Raw genomic sequence first — 19,226 nt, 5'->3', positions numbered from 1 at the left:
GGGATCCCGCGGGCGGGAGTCTGTGGTGCGCTTACTCCGCCGGGGCGGAAGCGGTGGTCTCTTCGCCGTCGGCCTGACCGCCACGCGCATCGCGCGCAGCCTGCTTCGACGCCGCGCGAACGGCGTTCTGCTCGGTCTTGACCTCGGACTTGTTCTTGTGGGGTGCGACGACCATGACCATGTTGCGGCCATCGATCATTGGGTTCGACTCCACGGTGCCGAACTCGGCGACGTCCTCAGCGAACTTGCGGAGGAGACGTACGCCCTGCTCGGGACGCGACTGCTCGCGACCGCGGAAGAGGATCATCGCCTTCACCTTGTCGCCCGCCTGGAGGAAGCCTTCGGCGCGCTTGAGCTTGGTTATGTAGTCGTGCGCCTCGATCTTCAGACGGAACCGAACCTCCTTGAGGACGGTGTTCGCCTGATTGCGCCGCGCTTCCTTTGCCTTCTGCGCAGCCTCGTACTTGAACTTGCCGTAATCCATGATCTTGACCACGGGGGGCTTCGAGTTCGGGGCTACCTCGACGAGATCGAGTTCGGCCTCTTGGGCCAGGCGCATGGCCACCTCGATGCGGACGACGCCGACCTGTTCACCCGCGGGTCCCACGAGGCGTACCTCGGGAACGCGGATGCGGTCATTGGTGCGGGGATCGCTGATGCGGAACTCCTCTTCGTGCGGTGGACAGCCTCCGGTGACACGGAAAATGTGTCGCCGGGCGGAAGATCGTCACGTCCACCCCGCACGATGCACGCATCGGCGTTCTGTGTTCTGCACCCTGGACAACCTCAACGAGCGAGGCGGAGTGCGAGACCCGGTAGCCTGGAGCGGCAAGCGCGGGTGGGATGTGATCCTCTTTCGACACGGAGCAGAACACTCCGGTGCCCGCAGAAGTCTAGCAGAGAGCAGCACGTGAGTACTATTCCGGCCGACCACAGTGATCACGACCCCGAGCGCCTCTCGCGTTGGGACGAACAGGAACGGGTCGCGCAGTCGGCCACGCGCGACATCGCGGACGTCCCGGCGGTCGAGGTGATCACCACCACCTCGGTCCATCTGATGAGCGCCGCGGCCGTGAAACTCGGCCTCGCCGACGCCCCCGACCAGCAGAAGGACCTCGACGAGGCACGGAAGCTCATCAACGCACTCGCCGGCCTCATCACGGCGGCAGCCCCCGAAGTCAGCGACATGCACGCACGTTCGCTCCGGGACGGGCTCCGGACGCTCCAGCTCGCGTTCCGCGAGGCCTCCTCGATCCCCGACCCGATCGGCAAGGGGCCTGGCGAGAAGTGGACTGGTCCCGTCAACTGACATCGCAGCGCGTGAGGGGTGGATGCCGCGGCATCCACCCCTCACGCGCGAACGAGCTTGACCGTCAGGGAGTCGACGAGGACCGCGACACGATCGTCGGACGCCCAACGCGACGCGAGCCGCTGCAGGATGGCGTCCAGCGCCGCCTGGTCGAGGCCGTCGACGAGGTGCAGACTCACGACGAGCTCCGGTCCCCGCAGCCGTGAGTGCACATCTCCCGCGGCGACGGAGAGGTCGAGGACGCCGAGCTCGGTGCCGATCGACTCCTGCAGGCCTGCGAAGACCTCGGGCGAGACATGCGGGGGCTCCCACGGGTGACCCTGTCCGATGGCCCAGACCGCGGGACGCCGCAGCACGAACTCGGTGTCGCTTCCGGGGTCGATGACGATGAGCTCGGTGTCATCCGCTGCCGCCGACAGAGCCGTGCGGATGCCATCGGCGGGGACAGGGCGAGCGGCCGCATCCCATCGCGACATCGTCGCAACCGACGAGAACACCGGCAGGACCTTGCGGCCGTCGGGAGCAGCGACCGTGACGATCGACAGCTCCTGCGTCTTGTCCACCGTGAGCCCGGTCGGACCGACGCCCTCCTCGCCCTTCTGGGCGACGAGTGGGATGAGGAGCCGGGCGCTGCGGTAGGCGTCCACGACATCGGCGGCGGGCCCCTCCCCCGCATGGAACGCGATCAACGCGGCCAGCAAGGCGGGGTCGGCACTCCCGTCGTCGCCGCTGTGCGGGTTCGGCTGGAAGCTCCGGCCTTCCCAGGGGACACCGGCGGAATCAGCCGAGCCGCCGGAGTGCGGGTCAGTGTCCGGCGACATCCAGTGCCTCGGCCAGCGTGAACGCACCGGCGTAGAGAGCCTTCCCGACGATCGCACCCTCGACGCCCAACGGGACGAGCTCGCGAAGCGCGACGATGTCGTCGAGGCTCGAGATCCCGCCCGAGGCGACGACCGGCTTGTCGGTGCGGACGGCAACCTCGCGGAGCAGCTCGATGTTCGGCCCCTGCAGGGTGCCATCCTTCGTCACGTCGGTGAGGACGTACCGGCTGCAACCGGCATCCTCCAGACGATCGAGAACGTGCCAGAGGTCCCCGCCGTCGCGGGTCCACCCGCGCGCAGCGAGCGTCGTGCCGCGGACGTCGAGACCGACGGCGATCGCCTCGCCGTAGCGCAGGATGACATCGGCCGCCCACTCGGGGTTCTCGAGCGCAGCGGTGCCGAGGTTGATGCGGGTCGCACCCGAGTCGAGCGCGGCGTCGAGCGACTCGTCGTCGCGGATGCCGCCCGACAGCTCGATCTGCACGCCGCGGAGTGACTTGATGACCTTGCGCATGAGCGACGCGTTCGAGCCGCGACCGAAGGCGGCGTCGAGGTCGACGAGGTGGATCCAGTCGGCGCCCTGGCGAGCCCATTCCTGAGCTGCGTCGACCGGGTCGCCGTAGCTCGTCTCTGTGCCGGCCTCGCCCTGCGTCAGGCGGACAGCCTTACCGCCGGCGACATCGACAGCGGGCAGCAGGATCAATTCGGGCGTAGATGCGAAATCGTTCATGGCTCCGGGTGGGACGGTGTGCACGCCGGGCGCGCGCACAAGGGGACAGAGTACTAGGCGGCGGGAAGCGAGGAGATCCAGTTCGAGAGCAACCGGATGCCGGCGGCCCCCGACTTCTCCGGGTGGAACTGCGTCGCCGACAGCGGACCGTTCTCGACGGCGGCGAGGAACGGTTTGCCGTAATCGCACCACGTGAGCACGGGCTCGCGGAACGGCTTGATCACATCGAGGGTCCAGTCCTGCGCTCCGTAGGAGTGGACGAAGTAGAACCGCTCCTCTTCGAGGCCTGCGAACAGGGTTGACCCTTCTCCGGCGCGGACGGTGTTCCACCCCATGTGCGGGAGGACGGGCGCCTCGAGTTCGGTGACCGACCCCGGCCACTCTCCCAGGCCCTCGGTGTCGACACCGCGTTCGACGCCGAGCTCGAACATGACCTGCATGCCGACGCAGATGCCGAGCACCGGCATCCCGCCCGCCAAGCGACGGCCGATGAGCTCGTCGCCGCGGCTGGCTGCGAGCGCCGACATGACGGCGGAGAACGCCCCCACGCCCGGCACGAGTAGCCCCGCGGCATCCGCGATCAGACCGCGATCACGCGTCAAGCGCGCATCTGCGCCCGCTTCGTTCAGCGCCTTGACCGCCGAGTGGACATTGCCCGAACCGTAATCGAGGACCGCGACCAGCGGTGCTGCGGTCACAGCGCGCCCTTCGTGCTGGGGATGCCCTGAACGAGCGGGTCGAGCGACTTCGCCTGACGAAATGCGCGCGCGAAAGCCTTGTACTCGGCTTCGGCGATGTGGTGAGGGTCACGCCCGGCTACGAGCGTGACGTGCACCGTGAGACCCGCGTGGAACGCGATCGCCTCGAACGTGTGCCGGACCAGCGAACCGGTGAAGTGGCCGCCGATGAGGTGGAACTCGTAGCCCTCAGGCTCGCCGGAGTGGACGAGGTAGGGGCGACCACTGATGTCGACGACGGCCTGGGCCAGCGCCTCGTCGAGGGGGACGAGGGCATCGCCGTAGCGAGAGATGCCAGCCTTGTCGCCGAGGGCTTGACGGATCGCCTGTCCGAGCACGATGGCGGTGTCTTCGACCGTGTGGTGTGCGTCGATGTGGATGTCGCCCGTCGCACGAACCGTCAGGTCGATGAGGGAGTGCTTCGCGAAGGCGGTAAGCAGGTGGTCGAAGAACGGGACGGTCGTCTCGATGGTGCTCTGACCGGAGCCGTCGAGATCCAGGTCGAGCTCGATGGTCGATTCGCTCGTCGCACGCCGAACAGAGGCAGTGCGGGGCGCGGGGGTGCTCATACGTCGAGTCTATCGACGCGCGGCATCCGTCCCGCCCTCGTGACGACCGGCCGATTCAGAGCGAAGCCAGAGCTTCGAGGAACGCTGTCGACTCTTCCTCGCTGCCCGCGGAGACGCGGAGGGTGTGAGGCAGTCCGACATCGCGGACGAGGATGCCGCGGTCATACAGGCCCTGCCACGTGGTGGCCGGGTCATCGACGCCACCGAAGAGGACGAAGTTCGACCAGCTCTCATACGGCGAGTAGCCGAGAGCGGACAGGGTCGCGGAGATCCGATCGCGCTGAGCGACGATGTCGTCGACCATCCCGAGCATGGTGGGGGCGTGGCGAAGCGCGGCGGTCGCGGCCGCCTGTGTGAGAGCGCTGAGGTGGTAGGGCAACCGCACGAGCCGAAGCGCGTCGATCACGGCGGGATCGGCGGCGAGGTAACCCACGCGAGCGCCCGCGAAAGCGAAAGCCTTGCTCATCGTGCGGGAGACGACCAGCCTCTCCCGTCCGTGAAGCAGGGTCAGAGCCGACGGCTCGTCGTGCGGCGCGAACTCCTGGTAGGCCTCATCGACGATTACGATCCCCTGCGACGCCTCGTAAACCGCTTCCACGACATCGAGCGACAGGGGCGTCCCTGTGGGGTTGTTCGGCGAACAGAGGAAGACGACGTCCGGCTGGGCCCGCTCGACCTGCTCGGCCGCATCAGCCGCACTGAGCGTGAAGTCCTCGCCCCGCGTGCCGCTGACGTACGTCGCTCCCGTCGCTCCGGTGAGAAGCGGGTACATCGAGTACGTCGGTGAGAATCCGAAGGCCGTCCGCCCGGGTCCGGCGAAGGCCTGGAGCAAGTGATGGAGGACCTCGTTGGATCCGTTCGCCGCCCAGATCTGCTCGGGCTCCAGCCCATGTCCGAGATAGTCTGCGAAGCTTTCCCGAAGTCCGGTGAACTCACGGTCGGGATACCGGTTGATGTCGCGCAGCGCCTGCGCGATCGCGTCCAGAATGTCGTCGGCCACCTCTTCAGGCACCGGGTGGGTGTTCTCGTTGACATTGAGCGTCACGGGAAGCGATGCCTGCGGTGCACCGTAAGGGATCTGCCCGCGCAGGTCGTCGCGGAGGGGTAGGTCGTCGAGACTCGCACTCACCCCGCCATCGTAGGACGTCGCGCGGTTACTCGGCCGCCTGCGCCGCGTAGGCAGCCGGGATTGCGAGCGACTGCCCCGCATCGACGACGGACGACGGGAGAGCGTTGAGCCGCACGATGTCGTCGATCACGTCGCGAGGGTCGCGGTCGGGAGCGACATCCTGCGCGATCGTCCACAGCGAATCGCCGGGAAGGACGGTGACCTTCTCGAAGGACCCGGCGGGCGCACCTGCGTCACCGCTGGCGAGCGCACCGCCGCCCGACACGATGCCGACACCGAGCGCGACGACGGCGGGCAGAGCCGCGACGGTCGCGAGCACGCGGCGACCGCGCGACGTGATGCGCAGACGCGTTCCCGCCACGGGACGGGCGGTTGTGGTGGTGATCGAGTTCATGGTGTCCTCCTCGGGTGACCCCGGTCAGATGAGATCTTCGCCCCCGCCCATCGGCCGGGACGGGCGGGTGCGAAGTTCTCTTCCGAATCTATCTTCGATGTTCGTACACTGTCAAGGGAGCGGTTGTCCGCAGATCGATCGAAGACGACACGCGGTCGGCTGCGGGACGATCTCATCGACACCGGATACGGTTTCGATAACCAGAGCCCATCACCAACCTCCGACATTCGAAGGCGAGTGCCCCCGGCGGGACGCTCAGGGCCCGAGAAGTCGGCCTTGAATCACCCCGGCTGTGAAAGGAACGACATGAGCGACAAGCCGCAGACGCGACGGCGCAAGAGCCTGAGCGACAAGCAGCTCGCGATCCTTGAGGTGATCCAGCGGTCCATCGCCCGGCACGGATATCCGCCGAGCATGCGTGAGATCGGCGACGCTGTCGGCCTGAAGTCGCTGTCGAGCGTGACGCACCAGCTGAACCAACTCGAGCTCAGCGGGTACCTCCGCCGCGATCCCGGTAAGACGCGCGCCATGGAGGTGCTCATCGATCTCCCGGGCGCCGCCGGAGAGAACCCCGCAGACACCGCTCCCGCCGTCGGCGACGCGGCGATGGTTCCGCTCGTGGGTCGCATCGCGGCCGGCGTGCCGATCACGGCCGATCAGCAGGTCGAGGAGTTCTTCCCCCTGCCGCGTCAGCTCGTCGGCAAGGGCGAACTGTTCATGCTCAAGGTGTCCGGTGACTCCATGATCGATGCCGCCATCTGCGACGGCGACTGGGTCGTCATCCGGTCGCAGGCCGATGCGTCGAATGGGGAGATCGTCGCCGCGATGCTCGACGGCGAAGCGACCGTCAAGACCTTCCGCCAGCGGGACGGCCACACGTGGCTCCTCCCCCGCAACTCCGCTTTCGAGCCCATCCTCGGGGACGACGCCGTCGTGCTCGGCAAGGTGGTCGCGGTCCTTCGCGCCGTGTGACGCACGAGCGGGTGTGCAGAAGGGGGGATGCCGCGCGGCATCCCCCCTTCTGCGTCGTCAGACCCCGGCGGCCACCTGTGCGCGCACCGCGCGAGCAGCGCTGACGATGTTCCGCAGCGATGCGAGCGTCTCGTCGTAGCCACGAGTCTTGAGACCGCAGTCCGGGTTCACCCAGAGACGGCGGACATCCAGCTCGCTCACCGCACGCCGGAGGATGTCGGCGACCTCCGCCTTAGACGGAACCCGGGGCGAGTGGATGTCGTAGACGCCCGGCCCGATCCCATGGTCGAAGCCGGAGGCGGCGACATCCGAGATCACTTCGCCGCGACTGCGGGCGGCCTCGATCGACGTGACATCAGCGTCGAGCGCGGCGATCGCATCGATCACGATGCCGAACTCGGAGTAACAGAGGTGCGTATGGATCTGCGTCTCGTCGGCAGCGCCGGCCGTCGCGAGGCGGAACGCCCCGACCGACCAGTCGAGGTAGGCGCCCTGATCCGCGGTTCTGAGCGGAAGGAGCTCGCGAAGGGCCGGTTCGTCGACCTGCACGATCGCGATGCCCGCGCGCTCGAGATCGGTGATCTCGTCGCGAAGAGCGAGCGCCACCTGGTCGGCCGTGTCGCTCAGGGGCTGGTCGTCGCGGACGAACGACCACGCGAGGATCGTCACGGGCCCGGTCAGCATCCCCTTCACGGGAGCGGAGGACAGGGACTGGGCGTATGCCGCCCAGGGCACGGTGATCGGCGCGGATCGCGAGACATCGCCCCACAGGATGGAGGGGCGCGTCGCCCGTGACCCGTAGGACTGCACCCACCCGTTCCGCGTGACCGCGAAGCCGTCCAGGTTCTCGGCGAAGTACTGCACCATATCGTTGCGCTCCGCCTCACCGTGCACCAGGACGTCGAGGCCGATGCCCTCCTGCAGCTCGATCACGCGCGCGATCTCCTCACGGAGGAAGCCCTCGTATGCGTCCGCGTCGATCGCTCCTCGACCGAACTCCGCGCGCGCCCGACGGATCTCCCCCGTCTGCGGGAACGACCCGATCGTCGTTGTCGGTAGGACGGGCAGCCCGAGCGCGGCATCCTGGGCCGCGGCGCGGACCTCGAACGCGGTTCGCGTCCGATCGGTCGGCGTGAGCTCCGCCAACCGCGCGCGGACGGCGTGGTCGCGCACACCGTCCGCACTGCGGCGGTCGGCGAGCGCCGCGGTCGCGGCATGCAGTTCAGCGGAGATCGACTCCCGACCGTTCAGGAGCCCCCCAGCGAGAGTGGCGACCTGCGCGACCTTCTGGTCGGCGAACGCGAGCCAAGACACCAGCCTCGGGTCGAGCTCGGGTTCATCGGCGAGGTCGTGGGGAACGTGCTGCAGCGACGTCGAGGTGCCGGCGACCGTTCGAGCGGAGCCCAACCCTGCCGCTGCGGAGAGGGTGTCAGCGGCCGCGGCGAGGTCTCCGCGCCAGACGTTCCTGCCGTCGATCACTCCCGCGACGAGCACCTTCGAGTCGAGCCCGGGGACGGCGACGGGCACCTCACCGCGGGTGAGATCGATGGCGATGCCCTCGATCGCGGAGGACACCAGCGCCTGCCACGCCGCCCCGGACAGGGCTCCGTACCCTGCGGCGACGAGGATCGACGGGCGGTCAGCGGCGGACGCGAGCACGTCCGCCGACCGCGCGGCGGCGGCGGCGAGCTCGTCGTCGGTGTACCCGAGCGACTGGCTGACGAGGGCGGGCTCGTCGAGCTGGACCCAGTCGGCGCCGGCGGACCGGAGTCTCGCGAGGAGTTCGACGTAGACCGGAAGCAGATCGTCGAGTCGGTCCAGCGGACGGGTCCGGGCCGCGGCATCCGTCGGCTTCGACAGGGCGAGGAAGGTCACCGGTCCGACGAGAACCGGCCGGGTGACATACCCCTGGGCGACGGCCTCCGCGACCTGGCGTGCGAAGCGGTCACTCGTGATCGCGAAGCGGGTCTCGGGTCCGATCTCGGGAACCAGGTAGTGGTAGTTCGTGTCGAACCACTTCGTCATCTCCAGTGGGGCGGCGTCACCCTCGCCGCGCGCCGCCGTGAAGTAGGCGGCGAGGGGAATCGAACCGTCGTCGTCGCGCAGATGTGCGAACCGTTCGGGAAGCGCGCCGACCGACGCGGCGACGTCGAGCACCTGGTCGTAGTAGGAGAAGGACTCGGGGATCGCGGAGTCGGTGCGCCCCAGACCGAGGTCGGCGAGTCGGTCGCGCGTCGCACGACGGAGGTCAGCCGCGCGTGCTTCGAGCGTTGCTGCGTCCATGTCACCACGCCAGTGAGCTTCGACGGCGCGCTTCAGCTCTCGGCGCCGCCCGATGCGGGGGTAGCCGAGGATCGTCCCGGCAGCGAAATCAGTCATGTTGTCTCCTCGATCGGGGTGATGACGCCGGCCTCGGCCAGGGTGGCGAGAACGGTGCGGTGGTGGTTGAAGGCGTACAAGTGGATGCCGGGGGCGCCGCCCTCGAGGACGGCGCGGCACAGCTCGCCGGCGTAGCGGATCCCGACCTCGCGTCGCCCTTCGACCGTGGGCTCCACGTCGAGATCGACGGCGAGGGTGCCGGGAACCGGTTCACCGGTCAGCTCCACGACGCGGCGTAAGCGGGAGGGCGACGTGATGGGCATGATGCCCGGGAGGATCGGTATCTCGACCCCGGCGGCACGGGCCCGGGCGACGAAGGCGTGGTAGTCGTCGGCGTGGAAGAACAGCTGCGTGATCGCGAGGGTGGCGCCGGCGGCCTGCTTCGCCAGGAGGGCGTCGAGGTGCTCAGCCGGGTAACGCGAGCGGGGGTGCCCGTTGGGGAAGGCGGCGACGGCGATGTCGACGTGTCGGCGTCGCTCGACGCGGGCAGCGCCCGGCACACCGGGGATGGGCTCCTCCGTGTACGGCGAGCACTCCGCTTGCACGCGGTCGATGAGCTGGACGAGCTGCGCCGCGCTCTCCAGGTCTCCCCTCGCTTCGGCCCCACCGCCCTCCGGCGGATCGCCTCGGAGCGCGAGGAACGAACGGACTCCGGCGTCGAGGAACTCGCGGATGAGCGTCGCCGCCTCGCGGTAGGAGCTGCCGACGCAGGTGAGATGGGCGAGGGGTTCGACCCGGGTCTCGCGGAGGATGTGCGTCAAGACCTCGAGCGACCGGCCGCCCGTGGATCCTCCGGCACCGTACGTGACCGAGATGAACGACGGATCGACGGCGGCGAGCTTCGCGATCGTCTCGTGCAGCGCCGCGTCGGCCGCGTCATCGCGCGGCGGGTAGACCTCGAACGAGACCGGCACCGAGGTGACGGACGGGGTCTGGATGATCGACATGGGAGCTCCGGAGACGGATCGGAAGGCCTGGCGGCCGCGGACCGCACGCAGGGTGCGGGGACATCGCGGGCGGGTGCCGGGCTCGGCTGTCGCTCCGGACCCGGGGTCTCCGGGCCACTGATGCGGTCATGCTAGCCACGCCTCTCACACCTCCGACAGGTGTGTGACGCCCCATTGCGCCGTGTGACGCCGCGTAGCGTGGTCGCATGACGTCGATCGCCCCGCACGGTTCCTGGATCTCGCCGCTGTCGGCGGCGGATGCCTCCGCGGCCGCCGCCCGCTACGACGGCGCACGGTTCGTGGGACGCGAGATCTGGTGGGGTGAGTCGCTTCCCGAAGAGGGCGGGCGTTCGTCCGTGCGGCGCAGCGTCGACGGTGTCATCGAGGATGCCCTCCCCGCGCCGTGGAGCGCTCGCTCACGCGTGCACGAGTACGGCGGCGGGTCATGGACGGCCGATGCCGCCGGCCGCCTCTACTTCGTGGAGAGGTCTGACCAGCGCGTCTGGGCACTCCACCCCGGCGGGGAGCCGATGCCGCTCACCCCTGAGAATCCGCACGCGCGCCACGGTGGCCTCCGCTGGCAACACGGCGTCCTGCTCGCGATCCGCGAGGTCCACGATGACAGCCCCGTCCCCCGGCGCTCGATCGTCTCCATCCCCCTCACGGGAGGGGACGTTCGTGAGGTCGTCGCCGGCAGCGACTTCCTCGCCCAGCCTGCTCTCTCCCCCGACGGGCGTCACCTCGCCTGGGTCGCGTGGGACCACCCCCACATGCCCTGGGATCGCACGCAGATCCGGGTGGGCGAGCTTGCCGACGGTGCGGTCACGACATGGCGGTCGGTCACGTCCGGAGACACGGCCGCCCTGCAGCCTGAGTGGGATGCCGCCGGCCGCCTCGCGTACGTCGACGAGCCGACCGGACGGTGGAACCTCTGGCGGCGGGATGCCGCATCCGATGCTTCGGCCGAGGCCATCGCTCCGGCGGACGCGGATACCGGCGGTGGCCTGTGGGTGCTCGGAGTGCGCTGGTACGCACCGCTCGAGGACGGCAGGTTCGTCGCGATCCGCACGAACGGCACCGACGAGGTCGTACGGATCGACGCGGAGGGACGCGCCTCGACGGTCGACGTGCCCGTACGTTCGCGCGCGGTCGTGGAGGACGTGACCGGCTCGCGCGTGCTGGTGTCGGGCGCGGCACCGGGCGTGACGGGGATCTGGGAGATCGCCGACGACGGGTCGGTACGGCTGGTCGTCGGAACCCGCTCCGACCTCGGCGACGAGTGGATCCCCGCAGTCCGGCCACTCACGGTCCCCGGCGCCCACGGCGAGGTCCATGCGTTCGATCACCCCCCCACCAATCCCCGCTTCACCGCTCCCGACGGCGAGCTCCCGCCCTACGTCGTCCTTGTGCACGGCGGTCCGACCGCGCACGTCGGTGGCGTGGCGGACAGCCGGATCACCTTCTTCACGAGTCGTGGCATAGGCATCCTCGAGGTCAACTACGGCGGTTCCACCGGCTACGGCCGGGCCTACCGGCAGCGACTGCTCGGCCAGTGGGGTGTCGTCGATCGCGACGACGTCGCCGCCGCGGCGGCCGGACTCGCCGCAGATGGACGAGCGGATGCGGGTCGCATCGCGATCGCAGGGGGTTCGGCCGGTGGCTGGACCGTTCTTGCCGCCCTTGTCGGAACGGACGTGTTCGGCGCAGGGATCTCGCGCTACGGGGTGGGCGACGCACGCCTCCTCGCCACGGATACGCACGACTTCGAAGCGCGCTACCTCGATGGACTCATCGGACCGCTTCCCCAGGCTGAGGCGCTCTACCTCGAGCGCTCACCGTTGGGGCACACCGAGGGCCTCCGAGTCCCCGTCCTTCTCCTGCAGGGCGCGGAGGACGCCGTGGTGCCGCCGACTCAGGCAGAGGCCATCCGCGACGCCCTGGCAGAGCGCGGCATCCCCCACGCCTACGTGCTGTACGACGGCGAGGGGCACGGCTTCCGACGCTCCGAAACCGTCATTCACGCACTGGAATCCGAACTCGCGTTCCTCGGTCAGGTCTTCGGATTCGAGACTCCCGGCGTGGCCGCGATCACGCTCGACTGAGCGACGCTTCGTTCAGCGCGAGTAGGGCGCCAACTCAGCCGCGAGACGCTCCGACACGTGGGCGTGGACGGCGGTGCCGCCCTCCTCGTGACGGGTCGACAGGATGTGGCCGGACTCATGGACCGCGTTGACGAGGTCGCCGCGGTCGTATGGCACGAGAGCGTGGACCTCGACCGCGGGCAGCGGCAACGCTTCCTCGATCGTCGCCCGCAGCTCAGCGACACCCTCGCCGGTCCGCGACGACACGAAGTGCGCCTTCGGCTCGAGACCTCGCAGAACCAGACGCGTGTCGGGATCGATGAGATCGGCCTTGTTGAACACGACGATCTCGTTCGTCGAGCGCGCACCGACGTCGCCCATGACATCACGGACGGTCGCGAGCTGCGCCGCCGGGTCGGGATGCGAGCCGTCGACCACGTGGACGATGACGTCGGCGTCGCCGACCTCTTCGAGCGTGGAGCGGAACGCCTCGACGAGCTGGTGCGGGAGATTGCGCACGAAGCCGACGGTGTCGGTCAGTGTGTACACGCGACCGTCGGCAGCCTGCGCGCGGCGGACCGTGGCATCCAGCGTCGCGAACAGCGCGTTCTCGACAAGCACCCCCGCGCTCGTGAGTCTGTTCAGAAGGCTCGACTTACCGGCGTTCGTATAGCCGGCGATCGCGACGGAAGGGATCGTGTTGCGCCTGCGCTCAGCACGCTTCGCCTCACGCGCCGGTTTGTAGTCGCGGATCTGACGGCGGAGCATCGCCATGCGGGTACGGATGCGGCGGCGGTCGAGCTCGATCTTCGTCTCACCCGGACCACGAGAGCCCATACCGGCACCGCCGGCACCGACCTGGCCACCGGCCTGACGGCTCATCGAGTCACCCCACCCGCGAAGGCGCGGGAGGAGGTACTCGAGCTGGGCGAGTTCGACCTGCGCCTTGCCCTCACGGCTCTTGGCGTGCTGGCTGAAGATGTCGAGGATGACGGTGGTCCGGTCGATCACCTTGACTTTGACGACGTCTTCGAGCGCGCGGCGCTGGCTCGGTGCCAGCTCGGTGTCGGCGATCACGGTGTCTGCACCGACGGCGACGACGAGCTCGCGGAGCTCTGCGGCCTTACCGCGACCGATGTAGGTCGCCGGGTCGGGCGTGGGACGTCGCTGGAGGACACCGTCGAGGACGACGGCTCCCGCGGTCTCGGCGAGCGCGGCGAGCTCTCGGAGCGAGTTCTCGGCATCCTCCGTCGAGCCCTGCGGGTAGACACCCACGAGGACGACGTTCTCGAGACGCAGCTGCCGGTACTCGACCTCGGTGACGTCTTCGAGCTCGGTGGACAGCCCCGGCACGCGGCGGAGCGCAGCGCGCTCCTCGCGGTCCCACTGGTCGCCGTCCGTGTCGCCGTAGGCGACGGTGCTCTGGTCCTGCAGCGCCTGTGCCGCGCCGAACACGCGCACCCCCGAACGCGCCTCAGCGTGCGCCAGCACGCGGTCGACCGGGTCCACCGGTTCGTCCGTCGCGGCAGGGGTGGTGGTGTCTGTCATGTGTTCCTTTCGCGGCCTCTCGGCCATCCGTGCACTCTAGCTTCCCGCGGCTTCCACCGCCTCCGCTACGCTCGTCGCATGGGGAGCGACCATTACTTCAGCGCGTCCCCGTCCAGCTCTGAGAACCTCCGCCGCATCCGTGTGTCCCTCGCCGGTCGCGATGTCGAGGTGACCACGGCGGGCGGGGTCTTCAGTCCCGAGCACGTCGACGGCGGGACTGCCGTGCTCCTGTCCAACACTCCTCCTCCGCCGGCGGGCGGACACCTGCTGGATCTCGGATGCGGCTGGGGCCCCATCGCGCTCTCCTTGGCCATCGACGCTCCGCGGGCGACCATCTGGGCCGTCGACGTCAACGAGCGGGCTCTGGACCTCGTGCGTCGGAACGCGGAGGAACTCGGCCTCGATAACGTCAACGCCGTTCAGCCCGAGGATGTTCCGAGCGACGTGACCTTCCGCACGATCCGGTCGAACCCTCCCATCCGTGTGGGTAAGGACGTGCTGCACGGGATGTTGGAGACGTGGATTCCGCGGCTCGCCGAACGCAGCGATGCGTGGCTCGTCGTGCAGCGGAACCTGGGCTCGGATTCGCTGCAGCGATGGCTCGCGGCATCCCTCGATCGCGGGTACTCGGTGACCCGCGCGGCGACGGGACGAGGCTTCCGCGTGCTGAAGGTGCGTCGCCACGGCTCGACCGAGACGGGGACGATCACGCTTCCCTGACGCCCCTCGGCGCGAGTCAGGCGAGGGCGATCTCGCCCGAGAAGACGAGTGACGCGGGCCCGGACAGCAGAACCCGCTCCCCCGCGTCGGTTCGCACGACCCGAACGCCGAGACGGCCGCCGGGGACGTCGACGGTCCAGCGGTCGGGAGCGCCGGCGCCTGCCCAGTGGCGGACGGCGAGAGCGGATGCCGCGACCCCGGTCCCGCACGAGAGGGTCTCGCCCACGCCGCGTTCGAAGACCCGCATCCGGATCGCACCGACACCGTCGGTGATCAACGGTTCAGCCGGGACGACGAACTCGACGTTCGCGCCGTCAGCAGGCACGGGATCGAGTATCGGCTGGACCATCAGGTCGAGGCCGTCGAGTTCCGCCTCGCTCGACAGCGCGACGACGACGTGCGGGTTGCCCACGTCGATGCCGAGACCTGGACGGGCGACCTTCAGCCCGTGGGCCCGGACCAACACTTCGTCGGACGTCGACCGCCAGAGGCCGAGGTCGACCTCGAAGCCGTTTTCGGAGAGCGTCACGGTCTTCGTTCCCGCGCGAGTCCCGATCCGGAGCGTGTCACCCGAGCCGAGCGTGGCGTATCCCGCACTGAGGAGGTACTTCACGAAGACGCGGACGCCGTTGCCGCACATCTCCGCGATCGAGCCGTCGGCGTTGCGGTAATCCATGAACCACTCGGCGTCTGGCGTTGCAGTTCCCGCGTCGATGGCAGCGGAGCGGACGACGCGCAGCAGTCCGTCACCGCCGATCCCGAATCGACGGTCGGTGAGCGCCGCGATCTGCTCACCGGTGAGGTGAAGCGAGCCGTCGGGGTCGGCGATGATGACGAAGTCGTTGCCGGTTCCGTGACCCTTGGTGAATGCGATCGTCGACACCCGCCCAGTCTAGGCGCGGCCTCCCGTGCGGAGCCCCGCGTCCATGAGGCGCAGCGACCACGCAACGCTCTCCTCGACGGCGACCCCCATGCGGAACCCGCCCGACGCCTCCAGGACGGCGAAGCCGTGGAGCAGGCTCCGCAGCATCCGGAGCGCATGCACATGGTCTTCCTGCGGCAACCCATATCCCTCCAGCACGCCGCCCAGCGCGTCGAGGCTGTCGCGGAGCGCGATGCTCAGCGGGTCCTCATCGTCCACCGGATCCGCTGCCGCCGTCGCCGCGTAGCGCCCCGGGTGCACACGGACGTAGTGCCGAAAGGCGTCCGCCACATCCGTGAGGGCGGCCTCTCCTCTCTGCCCCGACGCTGTCGTCCGGAACACGTCGGCGAGATCTTCCGCCGCGAGCGTGGCCACACGGTGCACGAGCTCGGCGAGCCCGCCCGGGACGTGCTTGTACAAAGACGGGGGTCGAACCCCGACCCGCTCCGCCAGGGTCGTCATCGTCAGGGCAGCGAGCCCCTGCTCGTCGACCAAATCCGCCGCGGCACGGGTGACGGCCGCGGTATCGAGACCGACCCTAGGCATCCGTCGACCCCGCATGGGCTGCGAACACGGTGCGGAGGAACGGAAAGGCGAGGTCGACGACCTCGTCGGGTCGTTCGACGTGAGGGTAGTGCCCAGCGCCGTCGATGACCGCGAGCTCCCCGATGCCCGTCGGCAGCTCCCCCAGCACTCCTTCACCCTCGGCGCGTGGGTCGGCCCAGTCGGGGTCGGCGCTCCCCATGACGATGAGCACCGGCACGGAGACGTGAGGCAGCTGCGCACCCGCGTCTGCGGGGGTCGTCCGCCCCATAGCTCGAAGGGCCGCCATCCGGGCAGGATCACTGAGGTCGCGGGAGATGTTCGCCCGCTCTTCTTCCCAATCGACGGGTTTGCGGGGAATTGCGAGATCGAGATAGCTCAGCCACGCGGAGACGCTGCCACGCAGGAGCATTCCGGCGAGGCGGATCATCCCCTTCCGGTGGTGGGAGTTTCGGAGCAAGCCCCTCGCGTCGAAGCGCTGGAGCCGGGTGAACGGCGCGAGTTCGATGACTCCCGCGACATCCTGAGGTGCCGTCGCGGCCGTGACCGTCGCGGCGCCACCGCTGATCGACTGGCCGACGATGACCGCCGGTCCTCCCAGATGACGGATGACGGCGAGGAGGTCGCCGGCGATGTCGCCGCGTCCGTAGCTCGCCCACGTCGAGCTCGACTCGCCGCAGCCGCGAATGTCGACGTTCGCCACGCGGTATCCCGCCGCGACCAACGCCGGCATCACGAAGCGGTACGAGCGACGCGAGTCGCCCATCCCGTGCGCCAGAACCACCAACGGACCCTCCCCCGCCACATCGAAGGCGATCTCGCCGCCCGCCACGCTCAACTTCTCGCTCATCGCCGTCTCCTCAGCATCGTGTTCGATGGCTGAAGGCTACGGCTATTAGCTTTAGCTTGTCAAGCGTTCGGAGCAAGGAAGTCCTCGACGAGTCGGGCTGCGGGGGTGCCGGCATCCACCCACCGGATATCGGGGTAGCGACGGAACCAGGAGACTTGCCGGCGCGCATATCGTCGCGTGAGCGCCTGGGTCTCCGCGATGGCCTCGGCCTCCGTCATCCGTCCGGCGAGCTGCGCGAGTGCCTGCGCGTATCCGATAGCGCGCGGCGCGGTCGGCCCCGACTCGAGCCCATGGGAGCGGAGCGAATCGACCTCTGCCAGGATCCCGTCACACCACATCCCCTGCACGCGCTCGTCGAGCCGTCCGACGAGCGTCGCACGATCGAGGTGGACACCCACGAGGACGGTATCGGGATGCCACAGCACGGGAGCGTCCGGAAGGGCAGCACCGTGCGTCTCGGCTCCCTGCAGGACGACCTCGAGCGCCCGCACCACGCGACGACTGTTGCGGGGATCGAGGCGGTCGGCCGCAGCGGGGTCGATTCCGCGGATTCGGTCGATCAGGGCCGACGAACCCTGCTCGGCCAAGTCAGCCTCGAGACGCGTCCGAAGGGCGGGGTCGCGCGGTGGGAATCGGAAGTCGAAGACGACGCTCGAGACATACAGTCCGGACCCGCCCACGAGGATCGCGTCACTCCCCCGATCGAAGACATCCTGGATCGCGGCCCGTGCGCGCTCCTGGTACACCGCGACGGCGACGTCCTCGGTCACCTCGAACTCGTCGAACAGGTGGTGCGGGATGCCGCGACGTTCGGCGACCGGAACCTTCGCGGTGCCGATGTCCATGCCGCGGTACAGCTGCATCGCGTCGGCATTGATGATCTCGGCACCGCGGCCCCGACGAATCAGCTCCTCAGCGAGGTCCAACGACAGGGCGGTCTTGCCGGTGCCCGTCGCCCCGACGATCGCCCACAGGCGCGGCGCGCCCACCTGCTCAGAGTCCGGGCGTCGCGGTGCGGATCGCCGGAAGGCCGAGCGACACGGCGCGGGGACCCGCGGCTCCCACCGGTGCGGGCACGCCGCACGAGTCGGCCTGCGCGCGATCCCAGGCATCCCCCGCACGGGTACGGCGGATGCGCAGCGGCGCGCCGTCCGGGCTGTCTGCGAGCAGGTGGAACGGAGCGGCGTGCGTCACGACGGTCGTCACGACATCTCCCGGACGCGGCATGGGCGACCCCTCGGGCACCTCGAAGTGCACGAGGCGGTTGTCCTCGGCGCGGCCCGTCAGACGGCGGGTCGCCGCATCCTTCTTGCCCTCGCCCGTGGAGACGAGCACCTCGACAGTACGGCCCAGCTGGGCCTGGTTCTCTTCGAGCGAAATGCGCTCCTGCAGCGCGATGAGCCGGTTGTAGCGTTCCTGCACGACCTCCTTGGGGACCTGGTCGGGCATCGTCGCCGCCGGGGTTCCCTCGCGGATGGAGTACTGGAAGGTGAACGCACTGGCGAAGCGCGCCTGCTCGACGACGCGCATGGTGTCTTCGAAGTCCTCGTCGGTCTCGCCGGGGAAACCCACGATGATGTCGGTCGAGATCGCCGCGTGCGGCATCTTCTCGCGGACGCGGTCGAGGATACCGAGGAACCTCTCGCTCCGGTACGAGCGACGCATCGCTTTGAGGATGCGGTCGGATCCGGACTGCAGCGGCATGTGGAGCTGCGGCATGACGGCGGGCGTCTCGGCCATGGCGTCGATGACGTCGTCTGTGAACGCTGCCGGATGCGGGCTCGTGAAGCGCACACGCTCGAGACCGGGGATCTCCCCCGCCGCGCGGAGCAGCTTGCTGAACGCCTGGCGGTCGCCGAACTCGACACCGTAGCTGTTCACGTTCTGGCCGAGGAGGGTGACCTCGATGGCGCCGTCGTCGACGAGGAGGCGGATCTCGTTCAGGATGTCACCGGGGCGGCGGTCCTTCTCCTTGCCGCGGAGGCTCGGAACGATGCAGAACGTGCAGGTGTTGTTGCAGCCGACCGAAATGGACACCCAGCCGCTGTGGGCCGAATCGCGTTTCGTCGGCAGCGTCGAAGGGAACACCTCGAGTGACTCGAGGATCTCGAGCTCGGCGTCGCCGTTGTGGCGCGCGCGCTCGAGGAGGCTCGGCAGCGAACCCATGTTGTGGGTGCCGAACACCACGTCGACCCAGGGGGCCTTCTGCTGGACGGCATCCTTGTCCATCTGCGCGAGGCATCCGCCGACGGCGATCTGCATGCCGTCGTGCTTGTCCTTGCGGCTCTTCAGGTGCCCGAGGGTGCCGTACAGCTTGCCTGCGGCGTTGTCGCGCACGGCGCACGTGTTGATGACCACGACATCGGCGTCCGTCCCGGCATCGGCGCGGACGTAGCCGGCCGATTCGAGCGATCCGGAGAGCCGCTCGGAGTCGTGGACGTTCATCTGGCACCCGAACGTCCGCACCTCGTAGGTGCGTGAGCGACCGTCAGCGGCGACGGCCGCGGTGGACGGGGCGATGAGGGTGGGGGCAGCGGAAGGGCTGGTCATGATCAGGCCATTCTACGAGCCGCCT

General features: G+C 69.1%; 19 protein-coding genes. 4 read left to right on the top strand and 15 right to left on the bottom strand.

Going from position 1 to position 19,226, the window contains the following annotated elements:
• Positions 1-31: 31 nt before the first annotated feature.
• A complete protein-coding gene (gene infC / locus MO1_RS08835) occupies positions 32-658 on the bottom strand; it encodes a translation initiation factor IF-3 (protein WP_095996061.1) in 627 nt (208 codons plus the stop codon).
• A 252-nt stretch (positions 659-910) separates the two neighbouring features.
• Here infC and MO1_RS08830 point away from each other — a divergent pair, with 252 nt between their 5' ends.
• Entirely contained in the window at positions 911-1,309 is a 399-nt protein-coding gene (locus MO1_RS08830; protein ID WP_036313760.1) for a DUF1844 domain-containing protein, read from the top strand.
• Between the two features lie 41 nt (positions 1,310-1,350).
• Here MO1_RS08830 and MO1_RS08825 read toward each other — a convergent pair whose 3' ends face one another.
• Genes MO1_RS08825 through MO1_RS08800 form a run of 6 tightly spaced genes read right to left on the bottom strand, consistent with a single transcriptional unit; the run spans position 1,351 to position 5,689 of the window.
• On the bottom strand, positions 1,351-2,130 hold the full coding sequence (locus tag MO1_RS08825) for an SseB family protein (RefSeq protein ID WP_060915821.1): 780 nt from the start codon (positions 2,128-2,130) through the stop codon (positions 1,351-1,353).
• Complete coding sequence (priA, locus tag MO1_RS08820) at positions 2,114-2,860, bottom strand: bifunctional 1-(5-phosphoribosyl)-5-((5-phosphoribosylamino)methylideneamino)imidazole-4-carboxamide isomerase/phosphoribosylanthranilate isomerase PriA (RefSeq protein WP_036313754.1); 747 nt, start codon at positions 2,858-2,860, stop codon at positions 2,114-2,116. The genes MO1_RS08825 and priA overlap by 17 nt, the downstream gene beginning before the upstream one ends.
• A gap of 53 nt (positions 2,861-2,913) precedes the next feature.
• A complete protein-coding gene (gene hisH / locus MO1_RS08815; RefSeq protein WP_036313751.1) occupies positions 2,914-3,558 on the bottom strand; it encodes an imidazole glycerol phosphate synthase subunit HisH in 645 nt (214 codons plus the stop codon).
• The gene (hisB, locus tag MO1_RS08810) at positions 3,555-4,166 is read right to left on the bottom strand and encodes an imidazoleglycerol-phosphate dehydratase HisB (RefSeq protein ID WP_036313748.1); all 612 of its coding nucleotides are present in this window, start codon (positions 4,164-4,166) and stop codon (positions 3,555-3,557) included. Before hisB ends, hisH begins: the two co-directional genes overlap by 4 nt.
• A gap of 55 nt (positions 4,167-4,221) precedes the next feature.
• Positions 4,222-5,295, bottom strand: a complete 1,074-nt coding sequence (locus MO1_RS08805; protein ID WP_060915820.1) for a histidinol-phosphate transaminase — start codon at positions 5,293-5,295, stop codon at positions 4,222-4,224.
• A 25-nt stretch (positions 5,296-5,320) separates the two neighbouring features.
• Positions 5,321-5,689 (bottom strand): LysM peptidoglycan-binding domain-containing protein, encoded by a 369-nt coding sequence (locus tag MO1_RS08800; RefSeq protein WP_036313742.1) that lies wholly within the window; start codon positions 5,687-5,689, stop codon positions 5,321-5,323.
• A 306-nt stretch (positions 5,690-5,995) separates the two neighbouring features.
• Between MO1_RS08800 and lexA the strand changes: the two genes are divergently transcribed.
• Positions 5,996-6,661, top strand: a complete 666-nt coding sequence (gene lexA / locus MO1_RS08795; RefSeq protein ID WP_036313738.1) for a transcriptional repressor LexA — start codon at positions 5,996-5,998, stop codon at positions 6,659-6,661.
• 57 nt (positions 6,662-6,718) lie between these two features.
• Here the strand turns inward: lexA and metE are convergent, their stop codons facing one another.
• Positions 6,719-9,040 (bottom strand): 5-methyltetrahydropteroyltriglutamate--homocysteine S-methyltransferase, encoded by a 2,322-nt coding sequence (gene metE / locus MO1_RS08790; RefSeq protein WP_060915819.1) that lies wholly within the window; start codon positions 9,038-9,040, stop codon positions 6,719-6,721.
• On the bottom strand, positions 9,037-9,987 hold the full coding sequence (locus MO1_RS08785) for a methylenetetrahydrofolate reductase (protein ID WP_060915818.1): 951 nt from the start codon (positions 9,985-9,987) through the stop codon (positions 9,037-9,039). The genes metE and MO1_RS08785 overlap by 4 nt, the downstream gene beginning before the upstream one ends.
• A gap of 206 nt (positions 9,988-10,193) precedes the next feature.
• On the opposite strand from MO1_RS08785, the gene MO1_RS08780 reads away from it, so the two are divergent.
• Positions 10,194-12,089: a S9 family peptidase gene (locus tag MO1_RS08780; protein ID WP_060915817.1), complete on the top strand. Its 1,896-nt coding sequence runs from the start codon at positions 10,194-10,196 to the stop codon at positions 12,087-12,089.
• A 12-nt stretch (positions 12,090-12,101) separates the two neighbouring features.
• Here the strand turns inward: MO1_RS08780 and hflX are convergent, their stop codons facing one another.
• Complete coding sequence (hflX, locus tag MO1_RS08775; RefSeq protein ID WP_036313729.1) at positions 12,102-13,616, bottom strand: GTPase HflX; 1,515 nt, start codon at positions 13,614-13,616, stop codon at positions 12,102-12,104.
• Positions 13,617-13,694: 78 nt separating this feature from the next.
• Here hflX and MO1_RS08770 point away from each other — a divergent pair, with 78 nt between their 5' ends.
• Positions 13,695-14,336, top strand: coding sequence for a class I SAM-dependent methyltransferase (locus tag MO1_RS08770; RefSeq protein ID WP_060915816.1), 642 nt, complete (start codon positions 13,695-13,697; stop codon positions 14,334-14,336).
• Positions 14,337-14,352: 16 nt separating this feature from the next.
• Here the strand turns inward: MO1_RS08770 and dapF are convergent, their stop codons facing one another.
• The 5 genes from dapF to miaB are packed head-to-tail and all read right to left on the bottom strand — an operon-like array spanning position 14,353 to position 19,201.
• Positions 14,353-15,219, bottom strand: coding sequence for a diaminopimelate epimerase (gene dapF / locus MO1_RS08765; protein WP_060915815.1), 867 nt, complete (start codon positions 15,217-15,219; stop codon positions 14,353-14,355).
• A 9-nt stretch (positions 15,220-15,228) separates the two neighbouring features.
• On the bottom strand, positions 15,229-15,804 hold the full coding sequence (locus MO1_RS08760; protein WP_036313721.1) for a TetR/AcrR family transcriptional regulator: 576 nt from the start codon (positions 15,802-15,804) through the stop codon (positions 15,229-15,231).
• Complete coding sequence (locus tag MO1_RS08755) at positions 15,797-16,651, bottom strand: alpha/beta fold hydrolase (protein ID WP_060915814.1); 855 nt, start codon at positions 16,649-16,651, stop codon at positions 15,797-15,799. The genes MO1_RS08760 and MO1_RS08755 overlap by 8 nt, the downstream gene beginning before the upstream one ends.
• A gap of 59 nt (positions 16,652-16,710) precedes the next feature.
• Positions 16,711-17,640, bottom strand: coding sequence for a tRNA (adenosine(37)-N6)-dimethylallyltransferase MiaA (gene miaA / locus MO1_RS08750; protein WP_060915813.1), 930 nt, complete (start codon positions 17,638-17,640; stop codon positions 16,711-16,713).
• Between the two features lie 4 nt (positions 17,641-17,644).
• The gene (gene miaB, locus MO1_RS08745) at positions 17,645-19,201 is read right to left on the bottom strand and encodes a tRNA (N6-isopentenyl adenosine(37)-C2)-methylthiotransferase MiaB (RefSeq protein WP_036313714.1); all 1,557 of its coding nucleotides are present in this window, start codon (positions 19,199-19,201) and stop codon (positions 17,645-17,647) included.
• Between the last annotated feature and the right edge of the window lie 25 nt (positions 19,202-19,226).

It is taken from the genome of Microbacterium oleivorans NBRC 103075 (assembly GCF_001552475.1).
GTDB classification, from domain to species: Bacteria; Actinomycetota; Actinomycetes; order Actinomycetales; family Microbacteriaceae; genus Microbacterium; species Microbacterium oleivorans.
The sequence above is the reverse complement of the archived record's forward strand: the minus strand, read 5'-3'. Positions and strand labels throughout refer to the sequence as shown.

Excerpts from the sequence above, each read along its gene's own strand:
- MO1_RS08825 (WP_060915821.1), bottom strand. The coding sequence starts at position 2,130 with ATGTCGCCGGACACTGACCCGCACTCCGGCGGCTCGGCTGATTCCGCC.
- priA (WP_036313754.1), bottom strand. The coding sequence starts at position 2,860 with ATGAACGATTTCGCATCTACGCCCGAATTGATCCTGCTGCCCGCTGTC.
- hisB (WP_036313748.1), bottom strand. The coding sequence starts at position 4,166 with ATGAGCACCCCCGCGCCCCGCACTGCCTCTGTTCGGCGTGCGACGAGC.
- MO1_RS08800 (WP_036313742.1), bottom strand. The coding sequence starts at position 5,689 with ATGAACTCGATCACCACCACAACCGCCCGTCCCGTGGCGGGAACGCGT.
- lexA (WP_036313738.1), top strand. The coding sequence starts at position 5,996 with ATGAGCGACAAGCCGCAGACGCGACGGCGCAAGAGCCTGAGCGACAAG.
- metE (WP_060915819.1), bottom strand. The coding sequence starts at position 9,040 with ATGACTGATTTCGCTGCCGGGACGATCCTCGGCTACCCCCGCATCGGG.
- MO1_RS08785 (WP_060915818.1), bottom strand. The coding sequence starts at position 9,987 with ATGTCGATCATCCAGACCCCGTCCGTCACCTCGGTGCCGGTCTCGTTC.
- MO1_RS08780 (WP_060915817.1), top strand. The coding sequence starts at position 10,194 with ATGACGTCGATCGCCCCGCACGGTTCCTGGATCTCGCCGCTGTCGGCG.
- hflX (WP_036313729.1), bottom strand. The coding sequence starts at position 13,616 with ATGACAGACACCACCACCCCTGCCGCGACGGACGAACCGGTGGACCCG.
- MO1_RS08770 (WP_060915816.1), top strand. The coding sequence starts at position 13,695 with ATGGGGAGCGACCATTACTTCAGCGCGTCCCCGTCCAGCTCTGAGAAC.
- MO1_RS08760 (WP_036313721.1), bottom strand. The coding sequence starts at position 15,804 with ATGCCTAGGGTCGGTCTCGATACCGCGGCCGTCACCCGTGCCGCGGCG.
- MO1_RS08755 (WP_060915814.1), bottom strand. The coding sequence starts at position 16,651 with ATGAGCGAGAAGTTGAGCGTGGCGGGCGGCGAGATCGCCTTCGATGTG.
- miaB (WP_036313714.1), bottom strand. The coding sequence starts at position 19,201 with ATGACCAGCCCTTCCGCTGCCCCCACCCTCATCGCCCCGTCCACCGCG.